Origin of the sequence: Streptomyces lacrimifluminis, assembly GCF_014646095.1 — a bacterium.
Classification (GTDB): Bacteria; Actinomycetota; Actinomycetes; order Streptomycetales; family Streptomycetaceae; genus Streptomyces; species Streptomyces lacrimifluminis.
The window spans coordinates 1-26,545 of sequence record NZ_BMMU01000055.1 but is presented as its reverse complement, the minus strand read 5'-3'; the positions used below and the strand labels follow the sequence as shown (position 1 = coordinate 26,545).

The following is a 26,545-nucleotide window of genomic DNA, read 5'->3' as shown; positions in this document are numbered from 1 at the left end:
CACCGTCCACTCCCCATGCCCAGCACAACTGCCAACTGACCATGTAGGACACCGTCTTAGAGTGCGCGACTGAAATGTCCAGAGCTGATGCCCCGATAGCAGAACATCATCGGTCAGATGATTGGCGGGCGCGCAAGTGCGGCGGTCTGCGCATGGCAGGACGATGCCGGGCGTAGCGAGTAGCGTGGAATTGGATGTGCTCGGAGAAGCCGGCACAGATTATGGAAGCTTCGGGCTCTCTAGCAGGCTCCGCTGACACGGATTGCGACCTCATGCACACCACGGGAGGAACCAATTGCGGTGTGAACGAGCAGTCTCAGATAGGCCCGGCAACATAGCAGGCGACCATGGCGGCGCCTGAGCGGGTCTCGGGGCGGGCGGCTGGCGATCAACAGGGCCAGGGGAGTTCCCTCCCCTCACCCCCGTCCATCTCCCTGCCCAAAGGCGGAGGTGCCGTTCGCGGCATAGGCGAAAAGTTCGCCGCGAACCCGGTCACCGGCACCGGAGCGATGACGGTACCCATCGCCACCAGCACGGGTCGCTCCGGTTTCGGACCGCAACTCGCGCTCTCCTACAACTCGGGCGCGGGCAACGGGCCGTTCGGATTTGGCTGGAGCCTGGCCTTGCCCTCGATCACACGCAAGACCGACAAAGGCCTTCCGCAGTACCACGACGCCGACGAGTCCGACGTCTACATCCTCTCCGGTGTCGAGGACCTGGTGCCCGTACTCCGGCCGGACGGCACCCGTTTCGTCGACGACACCAGCGCACCCGGATATGTCGTACACCGGTACCGTCCGAGAACCGAGGGGCTCTTCGCTCGCATCGAACGCTGGACCCAGGTCGTCACCGGCGATATGCACTGGCGTTCCGTCAGCGCCGACAATGTGACGACGCTGTACGGCACCGACAGCCGCTCCCGCATCGAGCGTCCGGCCGACCACCAGCCGTCAAAGGAATCGTCTCGCGTTTTCAGCTGGCTCATCTGCGAGAGCTTCGACGACAAGGGCAACGCGGTCGTCTACGAGTACGCGGCGGAGAACGCTGACAATGTCGACCACTCTCTGGCAAGCGAACGCAACCGACTGCGCAAAGCGAACCGGTACCTCAAGCGCATCAAGTACGGCAACCGGGTCTCCCGGCTCGTCCAACCGGACCTGAGCCAGGCAACCTGGCTGTTCGAAGTGGTCTTCGACTACGACGAAGGCCACTACGAGACCGTCGATCCCGACCCTGCCCTGCCCCCGGCCGAGCAGCACCAGTTCGCCCGGGCTTCCGCGTCACCAGCCCAACCGTGGGCCGCGCGCCCCGACCCGTTCTCCTCGCATCGTGCCAGCTTCGAGGTGCGAACCTACCGCCGGTGCCGCCGCGTGCTGATGTTCCACCACATCCCCGACCTGCCGACCGGGGAGGACGGCTACGAAGGACTGGTCCGGTCCACCGAGTTCGACTATGCCGACCTCGACTACAGTCGACCGGTCTCCGTGGACGACGAACTGGCCCATCAGGGCAGTACCCGCATCGCATCATTCATCCGCCGGGTCACCCAGTCGGGATATGTTCGCGACGACAACCAGCCCGTCGTGGTGCGCGGCGGCGCCACGTACGCCACTTACCTCAAGCAGTCGCTGCCGCCGCTGGAGCTCGAGTACAGCAAGGCAGTCGTCCAGGACGAAGTGCGCGACGTCGAGGCAGAACCCCCGGAAAGCCCGCCAGTCGGTTCCGACGGCGTATACCAGTGGGTCGACCTGCATGGCGAGGGGATTCCGGGGGTACTCACCGAGCTGAGCGGCGGCTGGATTTACCACCGCAACCGCAGCCCGCTCCCTGACGAAGGCACCGGCGACGGCACCGACTCCACCGCCGCCCGATTCGGTCCGGCCGAACTGGTCGCGACCAAGCCGAACCTGTTCCTGGCCGGCGGGCACGGCTGGTGGATCTCGCCGGTGACGGCCACTTGGACCTGGCGATGTTGGACGGCCCCATGCCCGGTCTGTACGAGCATGACGACGACGAGGGGTGGCTACCCTTCCGCCCCTTCACGTCCTGCCTCAACCTCGACTTCCGCGACCCGAACCTGCGGCTCGTGGACCTCAACGGCGATGGGAACGCCGACGTACTGATCACCGAGGATGATGCCGTCGTCTGGTATCCCTCGCTCGCTGAGCAGGGCTTTGGTCCGGCCACGCGGGTCACCCAGCCGCTCGTCGAGGAGGACGGCCCACGCCTAGTATTCGCCGACGGCACCCAGTCCGTTCATCTGGCCGATATGTGCGGTGACGGCCTGGCCGGCCTGGTGCGCGTCCGTAACGGAGAAGTCTGTTACTGGCCGAGTCTCGGTTACGGACGGTTCGGAGCCAAGGTCACGGTGGACAACGCGCCATGGTTCGACACCCCTGACGCGTTCGACCAGCGCCGGATCCTGCTGGCCGACATCGACGGCTCCGGCACCACGGACATCATCTACCTGCACCACGATGGGGCATGCCTCTATTTCAACCAGGCGGGTAACCGGCTCAGTGATCCGCGTCGGCTGCGTGGGCTGCCGGCCGCCGCCGACGGTGTCTCGGTCACCACGGCCGACCTGCTGGGAAACGGCACCGCCTGTCTGGTCTGGTCCTCACCCCTGCCAGCTGACCATCGCCGACCGATGCGTTACGTCGACCTGATGGGCGGCGACAAGCCTCACCTGCTGACCGGAGCGGTCAACAACCTCGGTGCGGAGACCAGAGTCCATTACGCGCCCTCGACGAAGTTCTACCTGGCGGACCAGCGCGCTGGCCGCCCCTGGGTGAGCCGCCTGCCGTTCCCGGTCCACGTCGTCGAACGGGTCGAGACCTACGACCACGCCAGCCACAACCGGTTCGTCACCCGCTACGCCTACCACCACGGCCACTTCGACGGCGAGGAACGGGAGTTCGGCGGCTTCGGCATGGTGGAGCAGCAGGACACCGAGCACATCGGGGCGCTGTCGAGCAGCGTCGCGTTCCCGGTCGGCGACAACGTTGAGGCGTCCTCGCACGTGCCGCCGGTGCTCACCAGGACATGGTTCCACACCGGCATCCACCTCGGCGGCGCGCACGTGTCGGACTTCTTCGCGGGGCTGCTGGATGCCTCCGACAAGGGCGAGTACTACCGCGAACCCGGGTTGACCGACGAGCAGGCGCGGGCCTTGCTGCTGGCCGACACCGTGCTGCCCGCTGGTCTCACCGCCGAGGAGGAACGCCAGGCGTGCCGCGCTCTGCGCGGATCGGTCCTCAGGCAGGAGGTCTACGCCCTCGATGGGACCGGCACCGACGCCTACCCGTACGGTCATCCGTACACCGTCTCCGAGCAGAACTTCACCGTTCGCCGGTTGCAGCCACGCGCCGTCAACCGCCACGCGGTGTTCCTCACCCACGCCCGCGAGGCCGTCACCTACGGGTACGAGCGGAACCATGCCGACCCGCGCACGGCCCATGCCATCACCCTGGCCGTGGACGACTTCGGCAATGTGCGCAGCTTGGTGAGCATCGGCTACGGACGCCGCCGACCGGATACCTCGCTCCCGTCGGCCGATCAGGCCCGGCAGGCTCAGATCCTTATCACCCATACCAAAAACGACGTCACCAACGCGATCGACTCGACCTCCGACCATCGCACGCCGCTGCCCTGCCAGACGCGCACCTACGAGCTGACCGGGCTGAGCCTACCCGCTGGCCGCCCCCGCTTCACCTTCGACGAGATCCGTGACGCTGTGGCGACGGCGGCCACACTCGACTACGAAGCCGCGCCCATCGCCGGGATCAGGCAGAAGCGTCTGATCGAACACGTACGGACGTACTACCGCCGCGACGACCTCACCGGGCCTGCCCAGTTGTGCGAGCTCCAGCCGCTGGGGTTGCCCTTCCAGAGCTACAAGCTCGCCTTCACCCCCGGCCTCGTCACCCGTGTGTACGGCGACCGGGTCACCGACACCATGCTGGCAACCGACGGCCGCTACGTGCACACCGAAGGCGACGCCAACTGGTGGGCGCCCCTTGGCCGCATCTTCTACTCACCGGACCCGGCCGACACCCCGGCCCAGGAGCTGGCGCACGCCCGACAGCATTTCTTCCTGCCGCACCGTCACCGCGATCCGTTCCACACCGAGGCGGTCAGCACCGAGGGCGTGGTGACGTACGACACCTACGACCTGCTGCTGCAGGAGACCCGCGACGCGCTCGACAACCGGATCACCGTCGGGGAGCGCCACACCGACCCCACCCGCCCACCGGTCCGGCTCACGCAGGACTACCGGGTGCTGCAACCCGCGCTGGTCATGGATCCCAACCGCAACCGGTCCGCGGTCGCGTTCGACGCCCTGGGCATGGTCGCCGGCACCGCGCTAATGGGGAAACCGGAAGACGTGCCGGCCCAGGGCGACCAGCTGACCGCGGCATTCCAAGCCAACCTGACCCGGGCGCAGACCGACGCGTTTCTCGCCAACCCCCGCGGACCGCTGGCGGCCACCCTTCTGGACGGCGCTACCAACCGCGTGGTGCACGACCTCACGGCCCACTGGCGCGAACCCGATCCGGCACGCAAGCCACCGATCCCCATTGCCACGCTCGCTCGGGAACAGCACGCCGCCGAGCTGGCCGCGGGCGGCCTCCCGCGCATCCAGGTCTCCCTCGCCTTCGTCGACGGGTTCGGCCGGGAGATCCAGCAGAAGGTCCCGGCCGAGCCGGGCCCGGTGCCGCAGCGTGCTACCGACGGCACGATCATCATCGGCGCCGACGGACAGCCGCAGCCGACCGCCCACGACATCGACCCGCGCTGGGTGGGCAGCGGCTGGACGGTGTTCAACAACAAGGGCAAAGCCGTCCGCCAATTCGAACCGTTCTTCACCGACACCCACCGCTTCGAGTCCGACGTGCGCATCGGGGTCAGCCCGGTGCTCCTCTACGATCCGATCGGCCGCGTGGTCGCGACCCTGCGCCCTGACCACAGCTGGGAGAAGACCGTCTTCGACCCGTGGCGGCAGAAGACCTGGAATGTTACGGACACCGTGCTCGTCGCCGACCCTGCGGCCGACGTCCACGTGGGCGACCACTTCCGACGCCTCGAGACCGGCGCGTACCTGCCCACCTGGCATGCCCTTCGCACAGACCCGGACCACGCGGCGGCATTGGCCGCGCAGTACCCGGATTCGGACGACCGGGCCAACGAGACCAGGGCCGCACGGCAGACCGAGCTGCATGCCGCGACGCCGACCGTCACCCATGCCGACTCGCTCGGCCGCACCATTGTCACCGTGGTCCACAACCGGCTGCGCTACAGCGACGCGCCCGTCTCCGATCCCCCGGTCGAGGAGTTCCAGCGCACCAGCGTCGTCCTGGACATCGAGAACAACCAGCGCGAAGTGACGGACGCGGCGGGCCGGGTCATCATCAGGTACGACCACGACATGCTGGGCAACCCCGTCCGCCATGCCAGCATGGAGGCGGGCGAACGCCGGATGCTGCACGACGTGGCGGGCAAGCCACGCTACGCCTGGGACGGCCGCGGCCACCGCTTCCGCACCGCTTATGACGCGCTTCACCGGCCGACCGAGTCTTTCCTGCGCGAAGGCGCGGGTGCCGAGTTGGTCGTCGAACGCAGCACATACGGAGAGAGCCGCCCCGACCCGCACCTGAGCAACACGCGCGGGCGGCTGATCGAACACCGTGACCAGGCCGGTGTCGTCACCACCGACGACTACGACTTCAAGGGCAACCTGCTGAGCGGACGCCGTCGCCTCGCCCGGGACTACAAAGCCACCCTGGACTGGAGCAGCTCCCCGTCACTGGAGCCCGAGACCTTCACCAGCCGGACCAGGTACGACGCCCTCAACCGCCCCACCCAGTCGGTCGCCCCGCACAGCGACCGGCCCGGCACCGTGATCAACGTAGTCCAGCCGACCTACAACGAGGCCAGCCTGCTGGAACGACTGCACGCCTGGCTTGACTCGCCCGCCGAGCCGACCCGCCTGCTCGATCCCGCCACCGCGACCCTCGCCGCGGTCAAGGACATCGACTACGACGCCAAGGGCCAGCGCACCTCCATCGACTACGGCAACGGCGTCCGCACCCGCTACCGCTACGACCCCCGCACCTACCGGCTGACCCACCTGCACACCCGCCGCGACCCGGCCGCCTTCCCGGGCGACTGCCCTGACGTGGCCCCGGCGGGGTGGCCCGGCTGCCAGGTGCAGAACCTCCACTACACCTTCGATCCGGCCGGCAACATCACACACATCCGGGACACCGCCCAGCAGACCGTCTTCTTCCGCAACCAGCGCGTCGAGCCGGCGGCCGAGTACACCTACGACGCCGCCTCCCGGCTGATCGAGGCCACCGGGCGGGAACACCTGGGCCTGGCTGGAGGCGTGCCGAACTCGCCGTCCCCGCACTCGTACAACGACGCTGCCCGCATCCCCATACTTCACCCCGGCGACGGCAATGCCATGGGCCGGTATGTGGAGCGGTACGTCTACGACGCCGTGGGTAACCTCCTGGAAATGCGTCACCGCGGCGCGGATCCGGCACACGCAGGATGGACACGCACCTACGCCTACGCCGAGACCAGCGGGCTCGAGCCCGGCCAACTGAGCAACCGACTGACCAGCACCACCGTCGACGGCGTGACCGAGACCTACAGCGCCGCGGGGGGCGGCTATGACGCACACGGCAACCTACTGCACATGCCGCACCTGCACACCATGCGGTGGGACGAGGACGACCGGCTGCGGATGACCCAGCGGCAGGTGGTGAACCCCGCGGACGCCGACGGCGTACGGCACCAGGGCGAACGTACCTGGTACGTCTACGAGTCCGGCGGGCAACGGGTACGCAAGGTGACCGAACTCCCCGGCGGCCAGGTCAAGGACGAACGCGTCTACCTGGGGGCCCTCGAGATCTATCGCGCCCACGGAGCGAACCCGCTGGTGCGAGAGACGCTGCACATCATGGACGACCAGCGGCGCATCGCCCTCGTGGAGACCCGCACCGAGGGGTCCGAGCCCGGAGTACCCCGGCAGCGGATTCGCTACCAGTTCGACAACCACCTCGGCTCGGCGGTGCTGGAGCTCGACGACGCGGCGCAGATCATCTCCTACGAGGAGTACGCGCCCTACGGCAGCTCCACCTACCAGGCAGGGCGCGGCACGACAGAGGCGGCGAAACGCTACCGGTACACGGGGAAGGAGCGGGACGAGGAAAACGGGTTCTATTACCACGGGGCGCGGTATTACGCGCCGTGGCTGGGGCGCTGGACATCGCCCGACCCAGCCGGACTGAAGGATGGAACCAATCGGTACGCGTACGTCCACAATGCCCCGACGCGGCTGGTCGACCCGTCGGGCACGCAGGGCGAGGGTTTCGAGGATCTTGACCAACTGGTCAAGGAGTTGAACGAGAGCAACACGGTCAAGGACCTGCTCACGGACAAACGTGCTCCGTTGACGCCCCGGGGCAAGCCATGGGACCTCAACACGAAGGAGGCACGCAAGTACGGCAACAAACAGGCCGCAGCACACCGGGCGTCCAGCGGCATGAACCAGGGTGCCACCGTCCAGGCGGGCCACACCGCTGCGGCCCGCCACGCCCCGGAGTCTGGCATCAGCGAAGCCGACTGGGACAGGCAACGCATGCAGGAGCTCCACAGCCGCAAAGGACAGGGTCTGGACGTCGACGTCCAGGATCAGACCGGCAAGCGAACGACAAGGACCCGCCACACCGCTCAGGAAGGGCTCATCGACGACGCGGTGGATCGAGCGAGGGCGGGCAACGGCGGCAAGCTCACACCGCAGGGGCAACTCGATGCGGCTGCCGAGGTCGACTGGCGCACGTCCAACGTCCCCATGGACCAGCGTGACGTCGAAGCGGTCCGCAAGGGCGGGGCGGCAGCACCAGAGAAGGGGCCGAAGGTCGGCCCGACGGGAGAGGTTGTCAAGTCGGAAACGGCTGCGGCCAAGGCCGTGAAGACAGAAGCCAAAGCGATCAAGGCCGGAACCGAGGCAATCGAACAGGGCGCGAAGGCAGGCGGGAAGAGCGCACTCAAGAAGCTCGGAACCAAGGCGCTCAAGGTGATCCCGTTCGTCGGCATCAGCGCGGGCGTCGCGTCGGCCGGATACGAGGCGTCCCAGGGCAACACCGGCACGGCCGCCCTGGACGCTGTCGGGCTGATCCCCGTGGCCGGCGACGTGGTGGACGCTGCCAGGCTGGGCGTGGCGGTCGGTGAGGTCGCCAACGAGGCGCTCGGCATCAGCGACGTGGCTGCCGAGCACGGCTCGGCCGTCGAAGGCGCCGCGAAGTCCCTCGGTATCAATCACGACGCATCCGTAATCATCGGGGCAACCGGAGCAGCCTTCAGCGCCATCACGATCGCCCCGGGCATCGCCATAGGCCGGACCATCTCCGGCTGGTTCAACTGAAGGGTCTCGGGGCTGTGCGGCTTGGGCGCCACTATGCTCCTGACTCCCGATGTCGCTGGTAAAGCGTCCGCCCGGACTGCAGCACAGAATGCAGAAAGTGGTGCTCTTCCCTGCCGTACTCCTCAAGCTCCTCGACCGTGACGAAATGCAGGTCGACCGGTACCGCCCAGCCGCCCAGGTACGGTTCCACCTCCGATGCCCTCATCGAGGCAGGGGCGTCCGTCGGCATCACGACGAGCAGGTCGAGGTCGCTGTTCACGGTCGCCCGGCCCTTGGCGTACGAGCCGAACATGAGGATGCGTTCCGGCCGTGCCACTTCAACGATGCGTCCGACGATGGAGTCGATTTCCTGGTCCGTCATGAGTCCTGTCATGGTCAGTCCACCGTGTAGTTGAGGAGGAGGAAGAGCTCGTCGACCGCGTCCGCGGGCAGCGAGTGAAAGTCCGGGGCGCCGGCCTTGCGGATCTTCACCGTCCAGCCGGTCATCGGCGCCTCCTGGCCGGTGAGATCCTTGGTCGCGCGGTGCATGCCCCGGTATGTGGGGTCGGGGGCCAGCGTGAGGAGATCGCCGGACCCGGATCCCAGCGGCGCGAGCTGCACCTCGTACGTGGCTGTGTCCTTCATCCGCGCGGCGATTTCCACGCGCCGCACCTTCTTGGTGGCGAAGGCGCGGGTGAATGACGGCAGCCGATCGGTGAGGTCACCGAGTTCGATCGCTTGGTCGTCGGTCGGGTTCGCGGGATGCAGGAACCGGTAGAACTCGTCCGGGAATTCACGCTTGAGGTCCAGCACGCGGTACAGGCCGTTCCGTCCGCCGGCCAGGGCCACGGAGGACAAGGTCTTGTCGATGTCCTTGAGCGCTTCGGTGCGTAGCAGTCCGCCACCCTCGCGCGCGGTGTACTGGAGGTGGATCACCACATCCGAGATGGAGTCGGTGTCGAACTGTGCGATCTCGGAGTTCAGCCGTAGGTGCCAGGAGCTGATTGCGCCGGCCCCTTCGAAGGGCAGGTACCGCTGGTCGTCGAACCGCAGGTCGAACACTCCGGCGTCATTGACGGCGGAGCTGGTGGCGATCGACTGGACCGCTGTCACTCCGTCGCGGAACCGGATGTCGCCCGCAGGGTCCCTGGGGTACTTCCCGCCCAGCAGGGAGGCGTCCTTGCGCAGGCTGTTCGCGGTCAGGGTGAGCGTGCACCCCACCGTTCCGTAGGGTCCGACGACGCACGGCACCGACAGCGACACCGTCTTGAGCCGGCGGAAGTATTGCCCCGGGTGGTCCAGGTCGAAGATCGCCTCGGGGATGTCGATGAAGCACTCACCGTTGGTCTTCAGCTGTAGCAGTGCGACGGGATCCAGGTCGGCGAGTGAGATGTGCTTGGTCAGCTCATATTCGCGCTTGTGGAGCTCCAGATAGGCGGCGTCCAGTCGGCGCAGGTCGTGTCCGAGCCGTTCGCCGGCCAGGAGGCCCTTCCGCAGGCTGTCCCAGTAGCCGTAGCGGACATAGTTCGAGTCGGAGAGCCCCAGCTCGTGCCGGAAGCACCGTTCAGCTCGCTTAGCCAGGTCGAACGCCAGCTGGTAGCTCTGGAAGTACACGGCGGACAGCTGGCCGACCATCCAGTCGAATAGTTCTTTGTTGGTGAACTTGGTGCGCTGGAAGTCCTCCTCGGCAGTTGCGTTCGCCCGCTGGCGGTCGTGATGGCGGAGTTCCTGTTCGGCGATCTGGTGCCGGATCTCTGCGGCCAGGATCTGCTTGTCGACCTGGGGGAGCTCCGTGGCGGCCATCGCCGCCTGGTGTTGCCACTCCTGCGCGCGCCGGGCATGCCCGGCCAGCACGCTCGCCACGCTGGCACCCTTCTCGGCCGCGGTGGCCAGCGAGCGCAGCACGGAGACCGCAGACTCCGCCGCGCCCCCGATCTGCGGGCCGCCGGTTGATCCCGACACGGTAGGCGTACCGCCGAAGCCTGCAGCACCGGCCAGAAAAGTCGGAATCAGTTTCAGACCACCGCTCAGGATGGTTCCGACCACGATTGTCGCCTCCAAGCCCAGCGAGACGCCGGACAGGGCGAGTGAGACGTGCTCTCCAGTGTTCAGGCCCTCGTCGAGCAACCGCTGGTGGTAGGCCCGTCTGAGCTCGACGACATCGCGGCTGCGCAGGCTGGCTTCCCAGGTCTCCCGCGCCTCGGCCACCTGGCTGTCGCGGACATCCCGCAGGAGATCGAGCAAGGCCATCTCATGACTGGACCGCAGCGCCGTGAACGCCTCGACGTCGCGCTTCTCCAAAGCGCTGAGCATGGCCGCGCCAAGGTTGCTGACCGCGGCGCAGACCTCCTGCGCGCGCTGGAGCATCACCGAGAAGCGGTACGCCGGCATCGGCGCGCTGATGTCGCTGAGCGCCGCGCCGATGTCCAGACCGGCCGCCGTGGCTTTGACCAGCAGGGCGGGGTCGATCGGCGGTTCGAACAACGGCAGCTGACGGACCTGTCCGGCGATGTTCATGCAGTGCCTGATCTTGAACAGCCGGTCATCGACGGTGTCCCACAGCGTCAGCAGCTTCTCGTTGGTCGGGATGCCGAAGTACAGCACATCCAGGCGCGGCAGTTCGGGGCCGTCGGGAACGGGCGCGGACGGGGCGGGGACGCCTGGCAGCAGATTCTCCACCTGCCGCAGCACATTGCCGAATACGTCGATCCCGGCCGCCTGGAGCTGGTAGAAGGTCCGCACCGGGTTCGGTACCCGGCGGGGGACGTTCTTGGGCCGAGGCCCGAGCATCGTCGCGGCCAGCACATACAGCTGAGTCGCCTCGTTGTTGGATTCGATGGTGTCCTGACCGAAGAGCTGGTCACCCCAGGCGATCAGTGTCTGGATGTACTTGATAAGCACGTTCTTCTGGTATGCGACCGTGCGCATTCTCGCGATCAGATGCGGATTGAACGGGTGATCGCGCCATTCGGCAACCTGGGCCTGCAACTTGGCATCGCCCTTGGCGATGACCTTCATGATGTTCTCGATCTTCTGTTGGTAGTAGTCGGCCTTGGTCGTCTCGTAGAACGGCTTGGTGATCCAGAACTTCTGCTGCGGAGTGTCCGGATCGGCGGTTGCGGTGTCGGTGCTGGTCGGGTTGAACACGGAGTGGTACCACTCCAGTGCCTCCTCGAACCGTTGGTTGGCGGCGAGCTTGCCCGCGATGAACATCGGGACGTGGAAGAACAGCTCCCAGTTGTACGCCGCGTACGCGCCCTCGTAGTCGAAGTCCACCTTCTCCGTGGGCCACGGATGCGCGACCGTGTTGTTGTTGGGCTGGTAGGTCGCGAACTCGAACGGCTGCGCACTACCTGGAACGGTTTCCGGGCTCACCTGGATGCGCCGGTTCAGCAGGCCCGGCAGGCCCCAGGTGTTCAGTTCCTTGATGAAGAGTTCCACGAACGGGTGGTAGTGAGGTTGGAACCGGAACGACGAGATGGACCAGCTGTGCCAGGCTCGGGAGAAGTACGTCCAGTACGTGCGGTGGTCGTAGTCGACGAAGTAGGTGCGTGCGGGATCCCAGGTGAAGAAGGAACCGGAACCGGCGAACCCCAGGGCCTGCGAGTCGATCACCGTCCAGGTGCGGCGCGGCACGATGTTCTGCAGCAGCACGATCGGCTCGGCGTTCGAATGGGACTGAATTCGGTGCGGCTCGTCTTTCGGGGAATCGATCTCGGACGAGTAGTAGAAGTACTGGGGCGGGTCGAGGTGTTGGATCAGATTTCCGCTGAACCGGCTGTTCGGTGGCGAGACGAGGTGCTCGGCGAGGGCCGCCTCACCAGGCGTGATCTGCGGGCCCAGCTTCTCGAAGTAGTCCTTGCCGTTCGGCGCGATCCAGTCCGGGACCGGGCTCGTGAACAGGCATGTCCGAATCTGCGGTGCCGTTCTGGTCCGGAAGGTGATGCGATCCAGCACGAAGACGGCGGTCGCCAGGCGTGACACCGTCATCGGGGTGTCCGACAGGACTTTCGGTGTCCATTTCCCCTGTTTGAGCTCGCTCCAGTACAGCTGGACGTCCCAGTACTTCTCCGGCCTGGGCAGAAAGAAGGAAGAATCCGCTTTGGGAGTCTCTACGTGGTCCGGGACTGTTGCCTTCTCCAGGAACTGCGGCCAGAACATGTGAAGACGGCGGTTGTGCATGCCCAGTGTCAGGTGGTCGGACTGGATCTCGAGGCCGACCGGCTGCCACGGGGTCCAGCGGGCCCGGTTGACTCTGGTGCGGTAGAAGTACTCGGCTCCTTTACTGCTGCGGGTACGGCCCACCACGTGGAGCACGGACTCGTCGCCGATCCGCTCCTCGTACATCGCGCGGATCTCGAGATTGGCCACCTTGTCCAGCTTCTCGAGATAGCCGCGGTAAGCCTGCTCGACGGTTTCCGCGGCGACGTCGTTCTGCTGGAGTTCGTTTTCGAGATCGACGAAGAACGGCGACTTCTCGTCGCGCAGTTCAGGCTCGATCCAGTTCTCCGGGTAGAGGAAGACCTTACGGTTGGCTTCCCAGACGCGGTAGCGGCGCATCCATTGCCACTGCTTCCACTTGGGATCTTTGACCGTGCTTGCGACGATGTCCGGCTCGAGGTTCAGCAGCACCCGTTGGACGAACAACTGGGCGGAGCCGGTGGCCTGCTTCAGACGGGACGTCAGTGCACAGGCGCTCATCTCGACGTCGATCAGGAGATGGCTGTACAGGCCGTTCGCATCGGTCCAGTGCTGGTCCAGGTTCGCGTCAGGGTGTGCCACCAGCCAGTCCACCAGGACATCGCGGCGCCGTTCGCGCAACGTGTCCTGCACCGGCTGGTTGGCCTCCAGCCACTGCGGGAGTTCATAACGTGCCTTCAGCGCCTGCTTGATCTCATCGGCGACCGCGGCGCTGGGCGTGGCTTGGGCCCAGGCGACAGCCCGTTTCGCCTCGACCCCCAGCCGGGGCAGCGCAGCCATGCAGTCCGCGACACGACGGAGGTTCGGGGCCTTCGCCAGTTGGGCCTTGACCTGGTCCACGCCCGCTGGTGCCAGCCAGCCGAATGCGGTGACCAGCACAGTGATGTCCTCGGCTTGCCAGGCGGTCAGTTTGGCCAGCGCGGTGATCGTGGCGGTGGACGGCCCGGTGGGGGAGAGCAGCTCGTCGGCGAAGTCCAGTGCTGACAGACTCGAGGTGGGCAGTTGGGACTTCCAGTGGAAGAACCATTGCATCGCCGTCCAGCGGCCGATCGCGACCGTGGTGCTCTGATCGGCGCCGAGCATGTCGGCCCGGATCCAGCCGAGGCGTTCGGCGTGGTCGTCGGACAGCCACCAGCTCACCTCAGCAGGCTTCATGTCCAGTTTACCGATGAGGATCGCGACCTTGTGCAGGAGCCGCAGGGCCTTGTAGATGTCGGAGAAGGTCAGCTCGTCCAGTGGGAACTGGAAACTGCCATCAGAGGCCGTCACAAGCAGCCGTGGGTCGTTGATGACGCTGCGCAGGTCGGCGGTCGAGCCCGGCAGGTGCAGCCTGGCCAGTGCCGTCGCGGCGGATTGTTCGTCGATTCCGAGGAGCGCGGCCACCTGCTGATCGATGTAGAGGTTTTTCTGGTTGCGGAGCAGGAACGCCTGCAACGGCGGCAGGACAAAGGCGAACCGTGCGTCGATCCGGGCCTGTCGCTGGGCCGGTGTCTCACCGGGCGGCAGCGCGGCCAGCTTCCCATGAGCTTCGGCCAGGTCGTTGAAGAGCACACTGAAGTACCGGTCGATGAGGGCCTCGCGTTCGGCGGTTGTTCCTGTCCAACTGCCGTTCACGAGGGCCAGGGCGGTCACCAGATCGGCGTCCGCAGCGAGGGTGGGCACGAGCCCCAGACGGGTGGCGACGTAGTCGGAGTCGGTTTCGTCCTTCTGCCGTGCCAGTCGGTCGGCGATCTCCGTGAGGCCCTGTCTGAGCTGTTTCAGAAAGGCCAGCACGGCGCGGTCCTCCAGCGCGATGCCGGAATTGACCGTGAAGTGGTGGGTCAGCAGATAGTCGAGGTCAGCGACGGAGAACGCCGATGACGTCACCTGATCGACCAGGCTGCTGAACTCCACGGCACTGGCCGGCGACGTGAAGGGATCGGAGCTCCACATTCTCCTCAGTCGAAGGAATTCACCGATGGTGAGGCCGAGCCCTCGGCTCAGTACGGTGATCCGGTGCAGGTCGGCGAGGACCCCAGCGTTGAGCGGGGAGCCGAAGTTCAGCGATCGGTCGCCCAGGATGAGGCCGAGGTCGCTCTCGCTGAGGCGTAGGCCGGCGAGCAGGCCAGGTACCCGCTGGCCGATCGTTCCGCCGAGCTCGGCGGCCCGCGGCGGGAAGCCGCCGGTTGCGTCCACCAGCCGGTTCCGGAAGAGGCGCTGGTAGACGGTCTGGACCGGAATTCCTCCGTCCGTGGCCCGGTCGACGTACTCGTGGTCGTCGAAGCCGGCGAACACCGTGACCAGCGTGGACCAGTCCAGCCCGGTCCGCTCCTGCAACCGCCGGGTCGAGGCGATGCCGCGCAGCCCGGTGTCGTTGAGTGTCCAGGCAGTGAGGTAGCGGTCGAGCTCCCACATCGGAATTCCGAGCCGCCGCCAGAGCCGCACGAAACGGTGGATCTGGCCCAGTGCGTCCGCGGTCAGGCCACCGATGGTGAAGGAGGAGGTGTCGCAGGCGGCCGCGTTCGGGTCGGCCGGTTCGAGGATGGTGAGGGCATTTGCCGGATCGACCCAGCGCATCTCCAGCAGCTGCACCAGGTCTCGGTAGGCGAGCTTGGTCCGGTGCAGCATCACGGGCACCTTGGCGAGCACTTCGATCCAGGTACCGGTCACGTTCTGGGTCGGGTCCGTCGGGGTGTCCGGGTGCGGAATGGAGTTGCCGGTCTCGGCGAGTCCCCAGTACTCCCACGGCTGACGCCCGAGTGTGCCGCTCAGGACCTGCCGCTCGACGTCCCCGATCCCCAACAGCGCACAGTCGACCTGTGCGTCGGTCGGCGTCTTCGTCGCGCCGTCCGGTGAGGACTGCTGGAACAGTTCGAGCAGCCGCGGTTGTGGCACGCCGAGCTGATCCAGGTAGCCGCGGCTCTGCTCGTTGGCGAGGTTGAACGGCAGACTGAACGGAAACACCTCGCCGGTGAGCTTGGTGTATGCAGAGAGGTTCAGATGCTCGGGATTGGCGCGTACCTCGGCTGCGGAGCCGGTCGTCTGACGGGTCGCCCGCAAGCAGAGGGCGGCTCCCCGGTGGAAGACGCTGTACGAGTGGGTGCTGTCCCTGATCACCCACCGGCCCTGGCTGTCCGGGGCGTACACCCAGGCGTCGTCGCTGATGGCGACGTTCTTCGTCCTCAGCTCCGCCAGGATTTCCGGTGCGATCGGCCCTTCGACCAGCTTCGGCTCGATCCCGGGATCGAGGACAACCAGGGCGGGGGGAGTGACGACGTCTTCCAGAATCTCGTTGACCAGGTCGATGTACGGAACGGCTGTGTTGGTGTTCTCGCAGCTCAACTCCACGTCGCCGAGGTCGGGGCGTCGCTCGAGCAGAACCTGAAGAACGCTTTTGCCGCTGTGGGGGCCAGTGCCCTGAGTGCCGCGGTCGCCCAGGAAGCGCAGGACGTCCACGAAATGTGCGGCCGGGCTGTACACCGACCGGCAGGCGGGGCAGTCGCAGTAATCGAGGGATCCGATGAGGGTCTGCAGGCTGGGCAAGGTTCTCGGCTGGGGCTCGCGCTCGAGTTCTGCCTGCGGGGTAGGGAAAGCACCCGCCAGAAGCTGGGACTCAGGCGCCGTCTGCGGACTGGGCAGGGCGGCGGGCAGGGCCCCGGTCAGTGCGCGGTTGTAGTCGGCGAAGGTGGTCAATGCGAGGGCGTACGCGTTCTCCGCTCGGCGGTAAATCCTTCGCGCCTCGATCCTGTTGATCGACCCGGCCAGGACACTGACGAACTGCCCCTCACCCATGAAGTAGATCTGTTGGGCGGAGTCGATGCTCTGGGACAGCAGGGCGTTCGCGGCGCTGAACGTCGGATTGAGTTTGAACACCCGCTGCACTGAAGCGAGCTCCGCGAGGAGCTCGGCATCTGGCTGGGCGGTTGCCGCGCCGTCCTGTCGCTGGCGGTCGCCACCGTTCCGTGAGAGTTGCTCAGCCAGGTAGTGGTCGATCCGGAAGCGGTCGAGGTGGAAGTCAGGATGATCGTTCAGGAACCGGGCGACACGACGACTCAGCTGCTCCGCTGACGAGTCAGATCGGACGATCTTCGCCGCCAGGGACGCGGTCGGATAGGACCGCTCGAACTGCTGGTCGAGGATGGCCGCGTACGTTGCCTTCTTTTCCTCGGTGGTGGTGCCGTCCATGTTGTCCGGCACGCCGACCGGAGTGCCGTTGGGAAGCCGTCGCGCGAACACGTCGAACCAGTCCGCTTTGGAATACTGCGCCAGAGCGCGTTTCGTCAGTCGGCCGCTGTTGATGTCGTCGGCCAGCACAGTTACCAGCGGCACGTGATTGCGGGTCAGCGACCCGATTTCCACTACGGTCCGCACCTTCTTGACGGTGGCGTCCGGCAGTGACGGATCATCATCCAGCCGCTTCCACAGCTCGGCCAGCGAGCCGGTGTGGTCTGACATCGTGGCGAGAATCGTGGTGCGCTGGTCGGCCGGCACATTGGCGACGTTGAGCAGCTGGCCGATCGTGCCCTTGCCTCCGCCCACGGTGATGTCGGCCGTGTACTTGAGCCTGATGTGCGCAAGGACCGCGAGGAATTCACCGATCCTGGGCCGCAGGTTGGCCGACACCAGGTTGTCGTCGATGGCCTTGACCAGCAGGTCTCGCTGCCGTTGTTCATCCAGACCGGACAGCGCCCGGAGCAGCGCTTCCTCCATCAGAGTGATGCGCTCGGGGTGCTGGACGTCGGCGAGCAGGGACTCACGGAAGATCGATGGCTCGCCCTGGCGGAGGAAGGCGAAGAAGACTTCGGCAGGCAACGGCGTCCCGTCCCGCTGGGTCCTGTCGGCGAGCCGCCAGCTAGCCACCCAGGTGCCGATCTCAAGCGCCGTATAGCCGGTCTCGCCGACGAGGAACGACACGTCCTGATGCTGCTGGTCCTCGCGCAGGTCGATCGGCTTGAGAGTGCCGAGTAGCGGTGTGATGGCGCCCGTCTGCACCTCCCACTCGGAAGGACCGGTATAGACCGCACCCTGAAGCGTCAGGTTGACCTCGTAGTCGGCGGGCGCGTTGTAGTGCACGGGAGACCGGAACCGCACCGTGCCGTCCTTGACCACGACGAGGACCAGGTCCGCCGATCCCTTCTCGTCCGCATTGAATTTGTTGTCGGTGTAGGAGATCTCATAGCGTCCGTCCTGGGCCACGGCTTTTTGACCGAGCAACTGCTCCGTCCGTAGGTCTCGGTCGAACGCTTGTACGGTCACATTCTGCATCGCCTGGCCGAACTGGTCCCGTACGATGCCGCTCACCGTTCGCTGGGCGGGCGTCGCTGGCTGGAACCCCGTCTTTAGGCTGATCACCGTCTCCGGTGCCTGCTTGCGGTTCGGCTTGCTCGTGCCCACCACGATTCCGTCGATCAGTACCGTGATGATGACCGTGGCGACGTGGGTATGCGGATCTGAGGAGTCCTCATCCACCCTGATCCGGTAGCGGCCGGCGCTCTCGGTAAAGGCCTCCCCAAGCGGTGAATTCTGGTGACCCTGCCCCGGCCCGGAGGCCCGGACCAGCGCGTCCGGCAGCGGATTGCCCTTAGAATCCGTAATCGTTCCAGTGATCAGATATGATCGCTCTGCTGGCATGCTGCTGCTCCCAGTGTCAACGCGCCGTGTTTTCGGAGCACGTCTTGCCATGCGTTTCCGCTGAGTTAGCACCATGGACAGGCCTAGGCGCCCCTCTTGCCCCGCTATGTAACGACTCTGAGTCTGTAGGGCTAGATTTCGCAATTGCTGCTCCGCCGACGGAGTACACATAGCCGACTATCAACTCACGGTTCCGGGGCCACGTGGCACGCAGCCCGCCCAAGGCCTGCAGGCGTAGGGCGGCCTAGACACTCACGCTGCTCCGACGGTGCGAGCGATGTGTTCCTGCTGTCGACCGGCGTCGCTACGGAAACAGCGGAACCTTGGCAGTCGGCGGGCGACATCGGCCACTGGCCGGGCGGCGCATATCCAGCCCGGCCCGGTATGCAGCTGCACAGAGCCTGCTCTGGCCTCCCTCAGCGGGAGACCAGAGCAGGCGCCCCTGCCTTCTGTCTAGTCGCGGTCGCTGCGGCGGCGGCCTGCCAGGTCGGTGACGGCCATAGCCAGGGTCGTGAGTCCGTTGATCAGGTGGATCAGATCGCCGACAGCCTGGATGATGCTCAACCAGTGCTCCATGGTGGTCAATCCCGCTTTCGTAGAGGCGGGGGCCGGCCGGCTTCCCCTGATGGACGGGCAACAGCTCACCAAGCCGCCAGCCGGTTCGGTCAGATCTGCGGAGGAGCCCGGACAGCGAAGGGCCTGAGATCAGGCTGTGAGCTGGGCGGATGCAGACAAACCAGCCCGGCTCTACGCTGCTTCGGCGAATGCACCACAGAAGACACCGGACAGGGACCGCAGGAGCCACCCATGAGCCAGCCCTCGTCCATGCCCGGCATGGATCCCTCCACCGTGGTGACACCACGCCAGCTGCGCTCGTGCCTGCGTGCGTTGAGGGAACGCCGCGGCCTGTCCTATGCGGAACTCGACGACCGGGCAGGGAAGATGGCGCCCCTTCAGGGCCGAAAGCGTCGGTTGCCGGCCTCCACACTGTCCGACCTGCTGGCCGACAAAGACATCGCCCCGTCCAAGGACGTCGTCTTGACGTTTCTGGCCGCATGCAGTGTTTCCCGTGACGATCTGCCGCAGTGGCTGGCAGCCTGGGAACGAGCCAGCACCGCTGAACTCGCCATGCCAGAAGGCGCCGTGCGTGTAAGCGATGCCCGACCACGTCTGCTCGGGGTACACGCTTCGATTCAGGTCGACGACTCTGTCGCCGACGACCAGCCTGACTACGTGGCCAGGGACGTTGACGCTGCCCTCGGCGCGGCACTCGACGAAGCTGCCAAGCACGGTGGCTTCATCTTGCTACTCGGCGGATCATCGGTGGGCAAGACAAGGACACTGTGCGAGGCAGTCAAGGCGAAGCTCCCACAGTGGTGGCTCCTGCACCCCCGCGACACCGACGCACTGTGCAGACACGCCGAAAATCCAACCCCTCGCACAGTGGTGTGGGTAGACGAACTGCAGCGCTACCTCAACGGCTACAACGGCCTGCCCGCCGGAGCCGCCCGCACTCTGATCGCGGCGGGCACGGTACTCGTCGGAACACTGTGGCCTGACGAGTACACCCGCCGTATCGCAGCGCGCGAACCAGGAACGATCGACCCGCACGACAACGACCGCCAGTTGCTACGCCTGGCCCACGTCATCGACATCCCCCCAGCATTCAGCCCGGACGAACAGCAACGCGCCCGACTGCAAGCACGCAAAGACGCCCGCCTCCGGCTTGCGCTCACGACCCCCGACGCCGGTATCACTCAGATCCTCGCGGCTGGCCCCGAACTCGTCCGATGGTGGGAGAACGCCCCCCATCCCTACGGGAAAGCCGTCATCACCGCAGCGCTCGACGCTCGCCGCGTCGGGGCTCAGCCCCCGCTGACGAAAGAACTGCTCGCCGCAGCTGCTCCGAGCTATCTCACCCTCCGCCAGCGGGCCACAGCCTCCGCCGACTGGCTCGATCAGGCACTCAGCTACGCCACCACCCCGGTGCACGGCGCGGCAGCCACTCTCACACCGATCCCCGGTGCGATCGGTCAGGTAGCTGGCTATGACGTCGCGGACTACCTCCACCAGCACGCCGGCCTGGTCCGACGCACGACGCGACTTCCGGACGAAGTCTGGCAAGCACTGGTCGACCACCACGATGCCCGCGATGTCCTACGCCTTGCGGACAGTGCCGAGCGCCGCGGACGGGCCCCCTACGCCGAGGCCTTCTACCGGCGGGCACTCGATGCGGGCCATCGGGATGCTTCATCGCGGCTGGCTGAGCTCCTGCGGGACCGCGGCAGCGTCGATGAGGCCATCACCGTCCTCCGCCGTGCAGTCGACGACACGGGGCGCAACTCCGACGCAATCCCTCTCTTCCACCTGCTCGCCATGCAGAACCGGATCGATGAACTGACGTCGTGGGCAGACGCCGGAAACGTGTATGCGGCCGACCGGCTGGCCGAGCTGCTGATGCAAGAGGGAAAGACCGACGAACTGATCGAACGCGCAATGGCTGGAGACAGGCAAGCGGCGTTCCATCTGGCGGAACACTTCACCCGAGAAGAGCGGTTCGATGCGGCTGCTTCCGTTCTGCAGCCGTGCGCCGAGGCCGGAGACGAGGAGGCCGAAGGCCAACTGGCTGATCTCCTCGCGCTGAGTGGCCAATCGGAACAGGCCGCGACGATCTGGATCAAGCGGGCCAAAGCTGGAGACCGGACCGCTGTGCGTTCACTCGCCCGGCTCGGACGCAACAAGGAAGCCCTTTCCCTCTGGCGTGCACGGGATACAGACAACACCGGTGAGGACTGGGTCCTGGTGGACCTGCTCCTCGATGACGCATGCCTTGACGAGGTGGCACGGATCGCTGATGCCGGAGGCTTGCGCGCCTCTTACGAGCTGGCCCGGTATCTGGCTGACCACGGCCACATCGAGCAACTGACCCTGCGGGCCGATGCCGGTGACGACAACGCTGATCAAAAGCTTGCGCAATTCCTGGCGGAACACCAGCGTATCGACGAAGTACGCCAGCGCGCTGACGCAGGCAGTTGGCACGCCATCGCAGCACTAGGCAGTGCCCTGACCAAGAAGGGAGAACTTGAGGAGGCTTATGCAATTTGGTGCAAACTAGCCGAGGCCGGAGAGAAGCCCGCTGCCAACGGGCTCGCCGAACAACTGGCTACGCCATGGGCCCGGCACGGCCATGTTGACCAGGCCCTTGCCATGTTGAGGCCTCAAGCGGATGCCGAGCTCGACGGTCCCGATGAACGTGCCGGCAGTCACCTCGCCTATCTCCTGGCCGAACACGACCGCCTCGAGGAACTGGCAGAACGAGCCGAAACAGGCTCACGGTCCGCCACCTCCTCACTGATCAAGACCTTGGCGGACCAGGGGCGCATCAAGGACGCCATTAACTGGCTGACCCGACACCCCGCTTACGCCGCAGAATCGGCCGACTCGTTGGCGCACGTACTGACTCGCCGAGGCGAGATCGACCAGGCAATTTCCGTTCTGCGCCGTTTCCATGCCGATGACATGCTGACGATGAGCCACCTTGTCGAACTGCTTGAACAACACGACCGCCGCGAAGAACTCACGGAGGAGGTCGCGGCAGGCACGCACGGCGCGGTGCAAGCTCTGCATGACAGGTCGGCGCGCCTGCGGAGACGATGATCTCCTCTGTGTCCAGAGGGTGATGGCAACCGTATGGCAGGGCCAACATCGCAGCCCGGTCTCTTTCGCCGCGAACTGGTCGGACTCCTCGACTGATCCTCCTGGCGCAGTGGTCCCAGGCCGGGGTGGAGTTGCTCTGTGGATCACGGTCAGAACGAGTCGGCAAACAGGCGTCAGGCCCTGTCCGAGAGGTGCTACGTTACGCCGACAGAGGAGCGGAGGTCCGGTTCATGCCGATTCGCCGCATGCAGCATGTCTCGGCTGGTCGTCACAGCTGGCGAGCCGACGGCCGTTGATACAGGTCCGACCGCAAGTGGGGAACGTGGCGCAAGCAGGGTCGCATTCGGCGGCAGGCCAGATGACCGGATACCTCTACCAGTGCGAACTGGCCCTGCTGGAACTCGCCGAGCGCAGCTGGGACGACATCACGGTCGAAGTCCGCATGGAAGTCCTCGACGACATCGAGTTCCTGTACCAGGACAGCAGCGACCCGTTCGTGCTGCTGCAGTCCAAACACCGTGAGCGTGCCGGGCGGCTGAGCGAGACGGGCAAGGACTTCTGGCGCTCGGTCGCCTCCTGGGTCGATGCTCTGACCGTGCTGGGGCGTCTGTCCGACGGGACCATGCCGCTGCTGCGGCTGGCCACCACCCAGGTGGCGGCCGAAGGCACCTTCCTCCACAAACTCCGCCCCGGACCCGGGTGCTCCGTCGACGATGCCCTGGCCGGCATGGAGGCGGTCGCGAGAGCGGCCGAGCCCGGCAACACCGCGGACGACCGCAAGAAGTTCACCGACCTCACCCCTGCCCAGCGCTACCGGCTGGTCGCCGCCATGGAGATCAGCGATGCGTCCCCGCTGATGTCAGACCTCGACTCTAAGCTGGCCCGCGCACTGGGGATCAGGCCTGGCCAGCACGCCCGCGCCATCCTCGACGACATCAAGGGGTGGTGGTACGGCATGGCCGTGGAGTTGCTGGACAAGAACCGAGCACGGGCCTCGGTCACCGCCCAGGAACTGCAGTGCCGCCTGGAAGAGACCCTCGACCGGTTCACGGGCAAGAACCTGCCCATCACCGAAACGCTGCGCCGCCTCACCCAGGCCGAGATCACGGCCTACAAGAACGACCTGGTCGTTGCCCAGATGCAGTGGATCGGACTCAAAGACCGCACCATCGCCAGCCACCTGCGCGACTACCACTACGCCCGCGCGCAACGCTCCGCATGGCTGCGCGACTTCACGATCACCGAACAGGCCCTCGGCGGCTACGAGCGGCTCCTGTGGGACGAGTGGGACCACGTCTTCACCCGGCACACGGACGCGGTCGAGGACGACACCCCCGCCGCCGAACGCAAAGCCGTCGGAAAACGCGTCCTCGACGACTCCATGGACAAGGCCGCCGGCATCCCCGCCCGCCCCGGCAGCACCACCGAAAGCTGGATCGGACGCGGCACCCTGCACAGCCTCGCCGGCAGGGCCCACAGCGCCGAGGACGACGAATCGGTCGGCTGGCATCCCGACTATCCCGACCTGTGCCAGAACCACAACGAGCAGCCAGGCCAGTGACCATGACCAACCACCGCGTTCCCGAAGCCCAAGCCCTGCTCAACACAGCCTTCGGCGCCTACCTCCTGGCGACCGGCGTCCACGCCGCGACCAAGAAGGCCAACCGCCCCCTGCCCTGGCCCAGCGCCTTCCTCGTGCTGCCCCTGGTGCTCCCCACCGACACACGCAACGACCTGCCCACCCAGGCCGTCCACTCGATGTCTGCCTGGCTCACCGAACACCCCCAGCACCAGGCCGCCTTCGCCCTGCGGGCCGCTGCCCTGACCGAATACACCCGCGCCAGCCTGCGCACCGCCCTACGCCACCACGCCCTCGAGGTCACCGCAGGAGGACTGCGCTGCCCCCGCCCGCCCAAGGCCGCCTCGCAAGCCCCCAGTGATGAAGTCGCCGACTGCGCCCGCCGCGCCGGCCTCGTCGGCCGCTGGCTCGCCGTCGTCGAGCCAGCCCTTGCCTACAACCTCCTCGGCGTCCGCCCCTGACCACCTCTGCCCAAGGAGCCTACGAACCACCATGCAGCTACTCGCCCTGGCCCTCTACCACCGAGACGGCCGGCCCACCCCCAGGGTCGTGCGGTTTCGTCCCGGGGCGCTCAACATCCTCACCGGCGAGTCCGAAACCGGGAAGTCCGAGATCCTCGACATCGTCGACTACTGCCTGGGCCGCAGCACCCCCAACCTGCCGGACGAACCCATCGACCGGACCGTGGGCTGGTACGCGCTCCTGGTCGCCTTCCACGACAGCCGCATGCTCCTGGCCCGGCCCCGCCCCGCAGGCGCCTCGACCACCCAGGCCATGATCCGTACCGGCGGCGACACCCTCGACCTGCCCCGTGCCGATGAACTGACACCGAACTCGAACGTCGCCGCGCTGCGCAGCCAGGTCAGTGCCCGCCTGGGCATCGAGGACTTCCGCTTCCAGCCGCCCACCGGCGCTGCCCGCCAGGCCTTTGACGTCTCCGTCGCCCAGGCGGCCCTGCTGTGCTTCCAGAACCAGAACGAGATCGCCGACAAAAAGGCCCTCTTCCACCGCCAGACCGAAAACGGCATCGCCCAGACCCTCAAGGACACCCTGCCCTACTTCCTCGGAGCCGCCGGACCTGAACAGGCCCTGCGCCGTCACCACCTCAACGAGGCCCAGCGCGCCCAGCGCGCCGCCCAGCGCAAGCTCGACGACGCCCACCGCCACCGCGACGCCGTGGACGCCAGCGGTGTCGCCCTGCTCCGCCTCGCCCAGAGCGAAGGACTCCTGGAGGAAGTCCCCCCGGCCCCCGGCCCCGAGGAGATCCGCGCTCTCCTGGAGCAGGCGCTCACCGTCACGGTCTCCACCGTGGGCCCGGTGGATCTCACAGACCGGCGTCAGGGCCTGACCGACGAGCGACGGCACCTGCGCGAGCAACTGCAGCAGTTCGACGAGGCACTCGCCCTCGTCGACCGCTGGCAAAAGCAGGGAGAGGCCTTCACCGGCGAACTCCACCTGCAACTCGGCCGCCTGCAGACCATCAACCTCCTGGGACCCGAACGCGACTACGAAACCGCTCTGTGCCCGATGTGCACCCGCCCGCTGGAGGAACCGGACGCCTCGGCGGCAGAGATCACCACACTCACCGCGCAGCTTGCGGAAGAACTCGGCCAGGCCCAGGGCATCCAGCCGATCCGCGACGAGCACCGCAGATCCCTCCAAGCCGAACGGGCAGCCGTCGTCGAACGCCTCAAGGTCAACGGGGCGCAACTGCGGGAACTGACCACCAACGACGAACGCATGCGCAACCTCCAGGACCAGCATGTGCGCATCGCCCGGATCCAGGGACGCATCGACCAAGCTCTCACCGCCGGCACAGGATCACCTGCCGGCGACATCGGCGAACTGCGCAACAACCTGGTCCTGGCCCAGGAGAACGTCGCCACCCTTCAAGCCCTGATCGACGAGGACGATGTCGCCGCCGAGGCGGAACGTCGGCTGGCCGACATCGCCGTCAACATGACCGCCTGGGCCCGGCGCCTGGACCTGGGCCAGGCCGCCTCCGCAGACGAAGTCGCCATCAGCCTCAGCCAGCTCAACGTCGTCGTACGACGCCCCCAAGGACGCCTCCCGCTCAACCGCATCGGCAGCGCCAAGAACTGGATCGGCTACCACATGGTCGCCCATCTCGCCCTGCACACCTACTTCCGGCTCCACCGCCGGCCCGTCCCCGGCTTCCTCATGTTCGACCAGCCGACCCAGGCCTTTTTCCCCGCCAAGATCAAGGACGCCACCACCGTCCAGGACGCCGACTGGAACACCGTCACTGCCTACTTCGAACTCCTCAAAGACGTAGCCGACCTCAACGAAGGCGCTCTGCAGATCATCGTGTGCGACCACGCCAACCTCACCGAAGAGCCCTGGTTCCAGGACGCCATCGTCGAGAACTGGCGGCCGCTCGACGGTCAGCGCAAGGCCCTGATCCCGAACGACTGGCTTGACTGACACCCGCGCACAAGGGGGCCCGGCTCTGCGAGCGCGAGCCGGGCCCCGCGAAGGCTTGGACGCCGGTGCCACGGCCGCAGCACTGGCACCGCGACCTCACCCTGCCTGCGAAGCGATGACTGAACCAGCAGATCCCCACATATTCCCAGACGCGGCTGCGCCACGGCGTCTTCGATTCCTTGGCCTAGATGCTGAAGAGGCATAGAACAGTAGCGGACCAGGTCCGCCCCGAACGGCTGCCGAGGCTGAGGCCCCGAAGCCGACGGGCGAGGAATTCAGATGGTCAGGCAGTTCAGCACTTCGACGGCTGCTGCAGTGGCGTGCTGCTGCAGAGCAAGGTCATTCACGAGAGTGTCGGTGTCGCACTCCTCCTCGCCCAGTGTCGTGGTGACGTGCACCCACTCATCGCCGCCAGTCGCGTACTCGCGCCAGGTCCTACCGACCGTAAGGCTGTCGTGGACGACTCTGTTGCGACGCTTGATCGCCCTCTCGATGACGTCGAGAGCTGGCGGCCATTCGGTGTCACAATGGCCGTCGATCTTCGCCCGCACCATCCGCAGAAGTTCTCCAGCGGGTCGGTTAACTGATCGTTTCAGAATGCTGTCCTGCGGAGACGCTGGCGGCCCCATGGAACAATCTCT

At 66.4% G+C, this 26,545-nt stretch carries 8 protein-coding genes and 1 pseudogene; 6 read left to right on the top strand and 3 right to left on the bottom strand.

What is annotated here, in order from left to right:
- Window positions 1–347 precede the first annotated feature (347 nt).
- Both IEY89_RS42260 and IEY89_RS38280 read left to right on the top strand, forming a co-directional pair.
- Window positions 348–1,379: pseudogene (locus IEY89_RS42260) on the top strand (SpvB/TcaC N-terminal domain-containing protein); the annotation flags it as partial.
- Window positions 1,380–1,984: 605 nt separating this feature from the next.
- Window positions 1,985–8,434 (top strand): toxin TcdB middle/C-terminal domain-containing protein, encoded by a 6,450-nt coding sequence (locus IEY89_RS38280; RefSeq protein WP_268240800.1) that lies wholly within the window; start codon window positions 1,985–1,987, stop codon window positions 8,432–8,434.
- Between the two features lie 31 nt (window positions 8,435–8,465).
- Here the strand turns inward: IEY89_RS38280 and IEY89_RS38275 are convergent, their stop codons facing one another.
- Window positions 8,466–8,795, bottom strand: coding sequence for a nucleotidyltransferase domain-containing protein (locus IEY89_RS38275; RefSeq protein WP_189152148.1), 330 nt, complete (start codon window positions 8,793–8,795; stop codon window positions 8,466–8,468).
- 14 nt (window positions 8,796–8,809) lie between these two features.
- A complete protein-coding gene (locus IEY89_RS38270) occupies window positions 8,810–18,223 on the bottom strand; it encodes a Tc toxin subunit A-related protein (RefSeq protein WP_189152147.1) in 9,414 nt (3,137 codons plus the stop codon).
- Between the two features lie 807 nt (window positions 18,224–19,030).
- Here IEY89_RS38270 and IEY89_RS38265 point away from each other — a divergent pair.
- From IEY89_RS38265 to IEY89_RS38250, 4 genes are all read left to right on the top strand, one after another.
- A complete protein-coding gene (locus IEY89_RS38265) occupies window positions 19,031–21,880 on the top strand; it encodes an XRE family transcriptional regulator (RefSeq protein WP_189152146.1) in 2,850 nt (949 codons plus the stop codon).
- Between the two features lie 358 nt (window positions 21,881–22,238).
- Window positions 22,239–23,441, top strand: a complete 1,203-nt coding sequence (locus IEY89_RS38260) for an ABC-three component system protein (protein WP_189152145.1) — start codon at window positions 22,239–22,241, stop codon at window positions 23,439–23,441.
- Window positions 23,442–23,443: 2 nt separating this feature from the next.
- Complete coding sequence (locus IEY89_RS38255) at window positions 23,444–23,920, top strand: three component ABC system middle component (RefSeq protein ID WP_189152144.1); 477 nt, start codon at window positions 23,444–23,446, stop codon at window positions 23,918–23,920.
- A gap of 31 nt (window positions 23,921–23,951) precedes the next feature.
- A complete protein-coding gene (locus IEY89_RS38250; protein ID WP_189152143.1) occupies window positions 23,952–25,904 on the top strand; it encodes a DUF3732 domain-containing protein in 1,953 nt (650 codons plus the stop codon).
- 275 nt (window positions 25,905–26,179) lie between these two features.
- Here IEY89_RS38250 and IEY89_RS38245 read toward each other — a convergent pair.
- On the bottom strand, window positions 26,180–26,545 hold a 366-nt coding region (locus IEY89_RS38245; protein ID WP_229695679.1), incomplete at its 5' end, for a hypothetical protein.

Coding starts and splice junctions, on each gene's coding strand:
- IEY89_RS38280 (WP_268240800.1), top strand. CDS start 1,985: ATGCCCGGTCTGTACGAGCATGACGACGACGAGGGGTGGCTACCCTTC.
- IEY89_RS38275 (WP_189152148.1), bottom strand. CDS start 8,795: ATGACGGACCAGGAAATCGACTCCATCGTCGGACGCATCGTTGAAGTG.
- IEY89_RS38270 (WP_189152147.1), bottom strand. CDS start 18,223: ATGCCAGCAGAGCGATCATATCTGATCACTGGAACGATTACGGATTCT.
- IEY89_RS38265 (WP_189152146.1), top strand. CDS start 19,031: ATGAGCCAGCCCTCGTCCATGCCCGGCATGGATCCCTCCACCGTGGTG.
- IEY89_RS38260 (WP_189152145.1), top strand. CDS start 22,239: ATGACCGGATACCTCTACCAGTGCGAACTGGCCCTGCTGGAACTCGCC.
- IEY89_RS38255 (WP_189152144.1), top strand. CDS start 23,444: ATGACCAACCACCGCGTTCCCGAAGCCCAAGCCCTGCTCAACACAGCC.
- IEY89_RS38250 (WP_189152143.1), top strand. CDS start 23,952: ATGCAGCTACTCGCCCTGGCCCTCTACCACCGAGACGGCCGGCCCACC.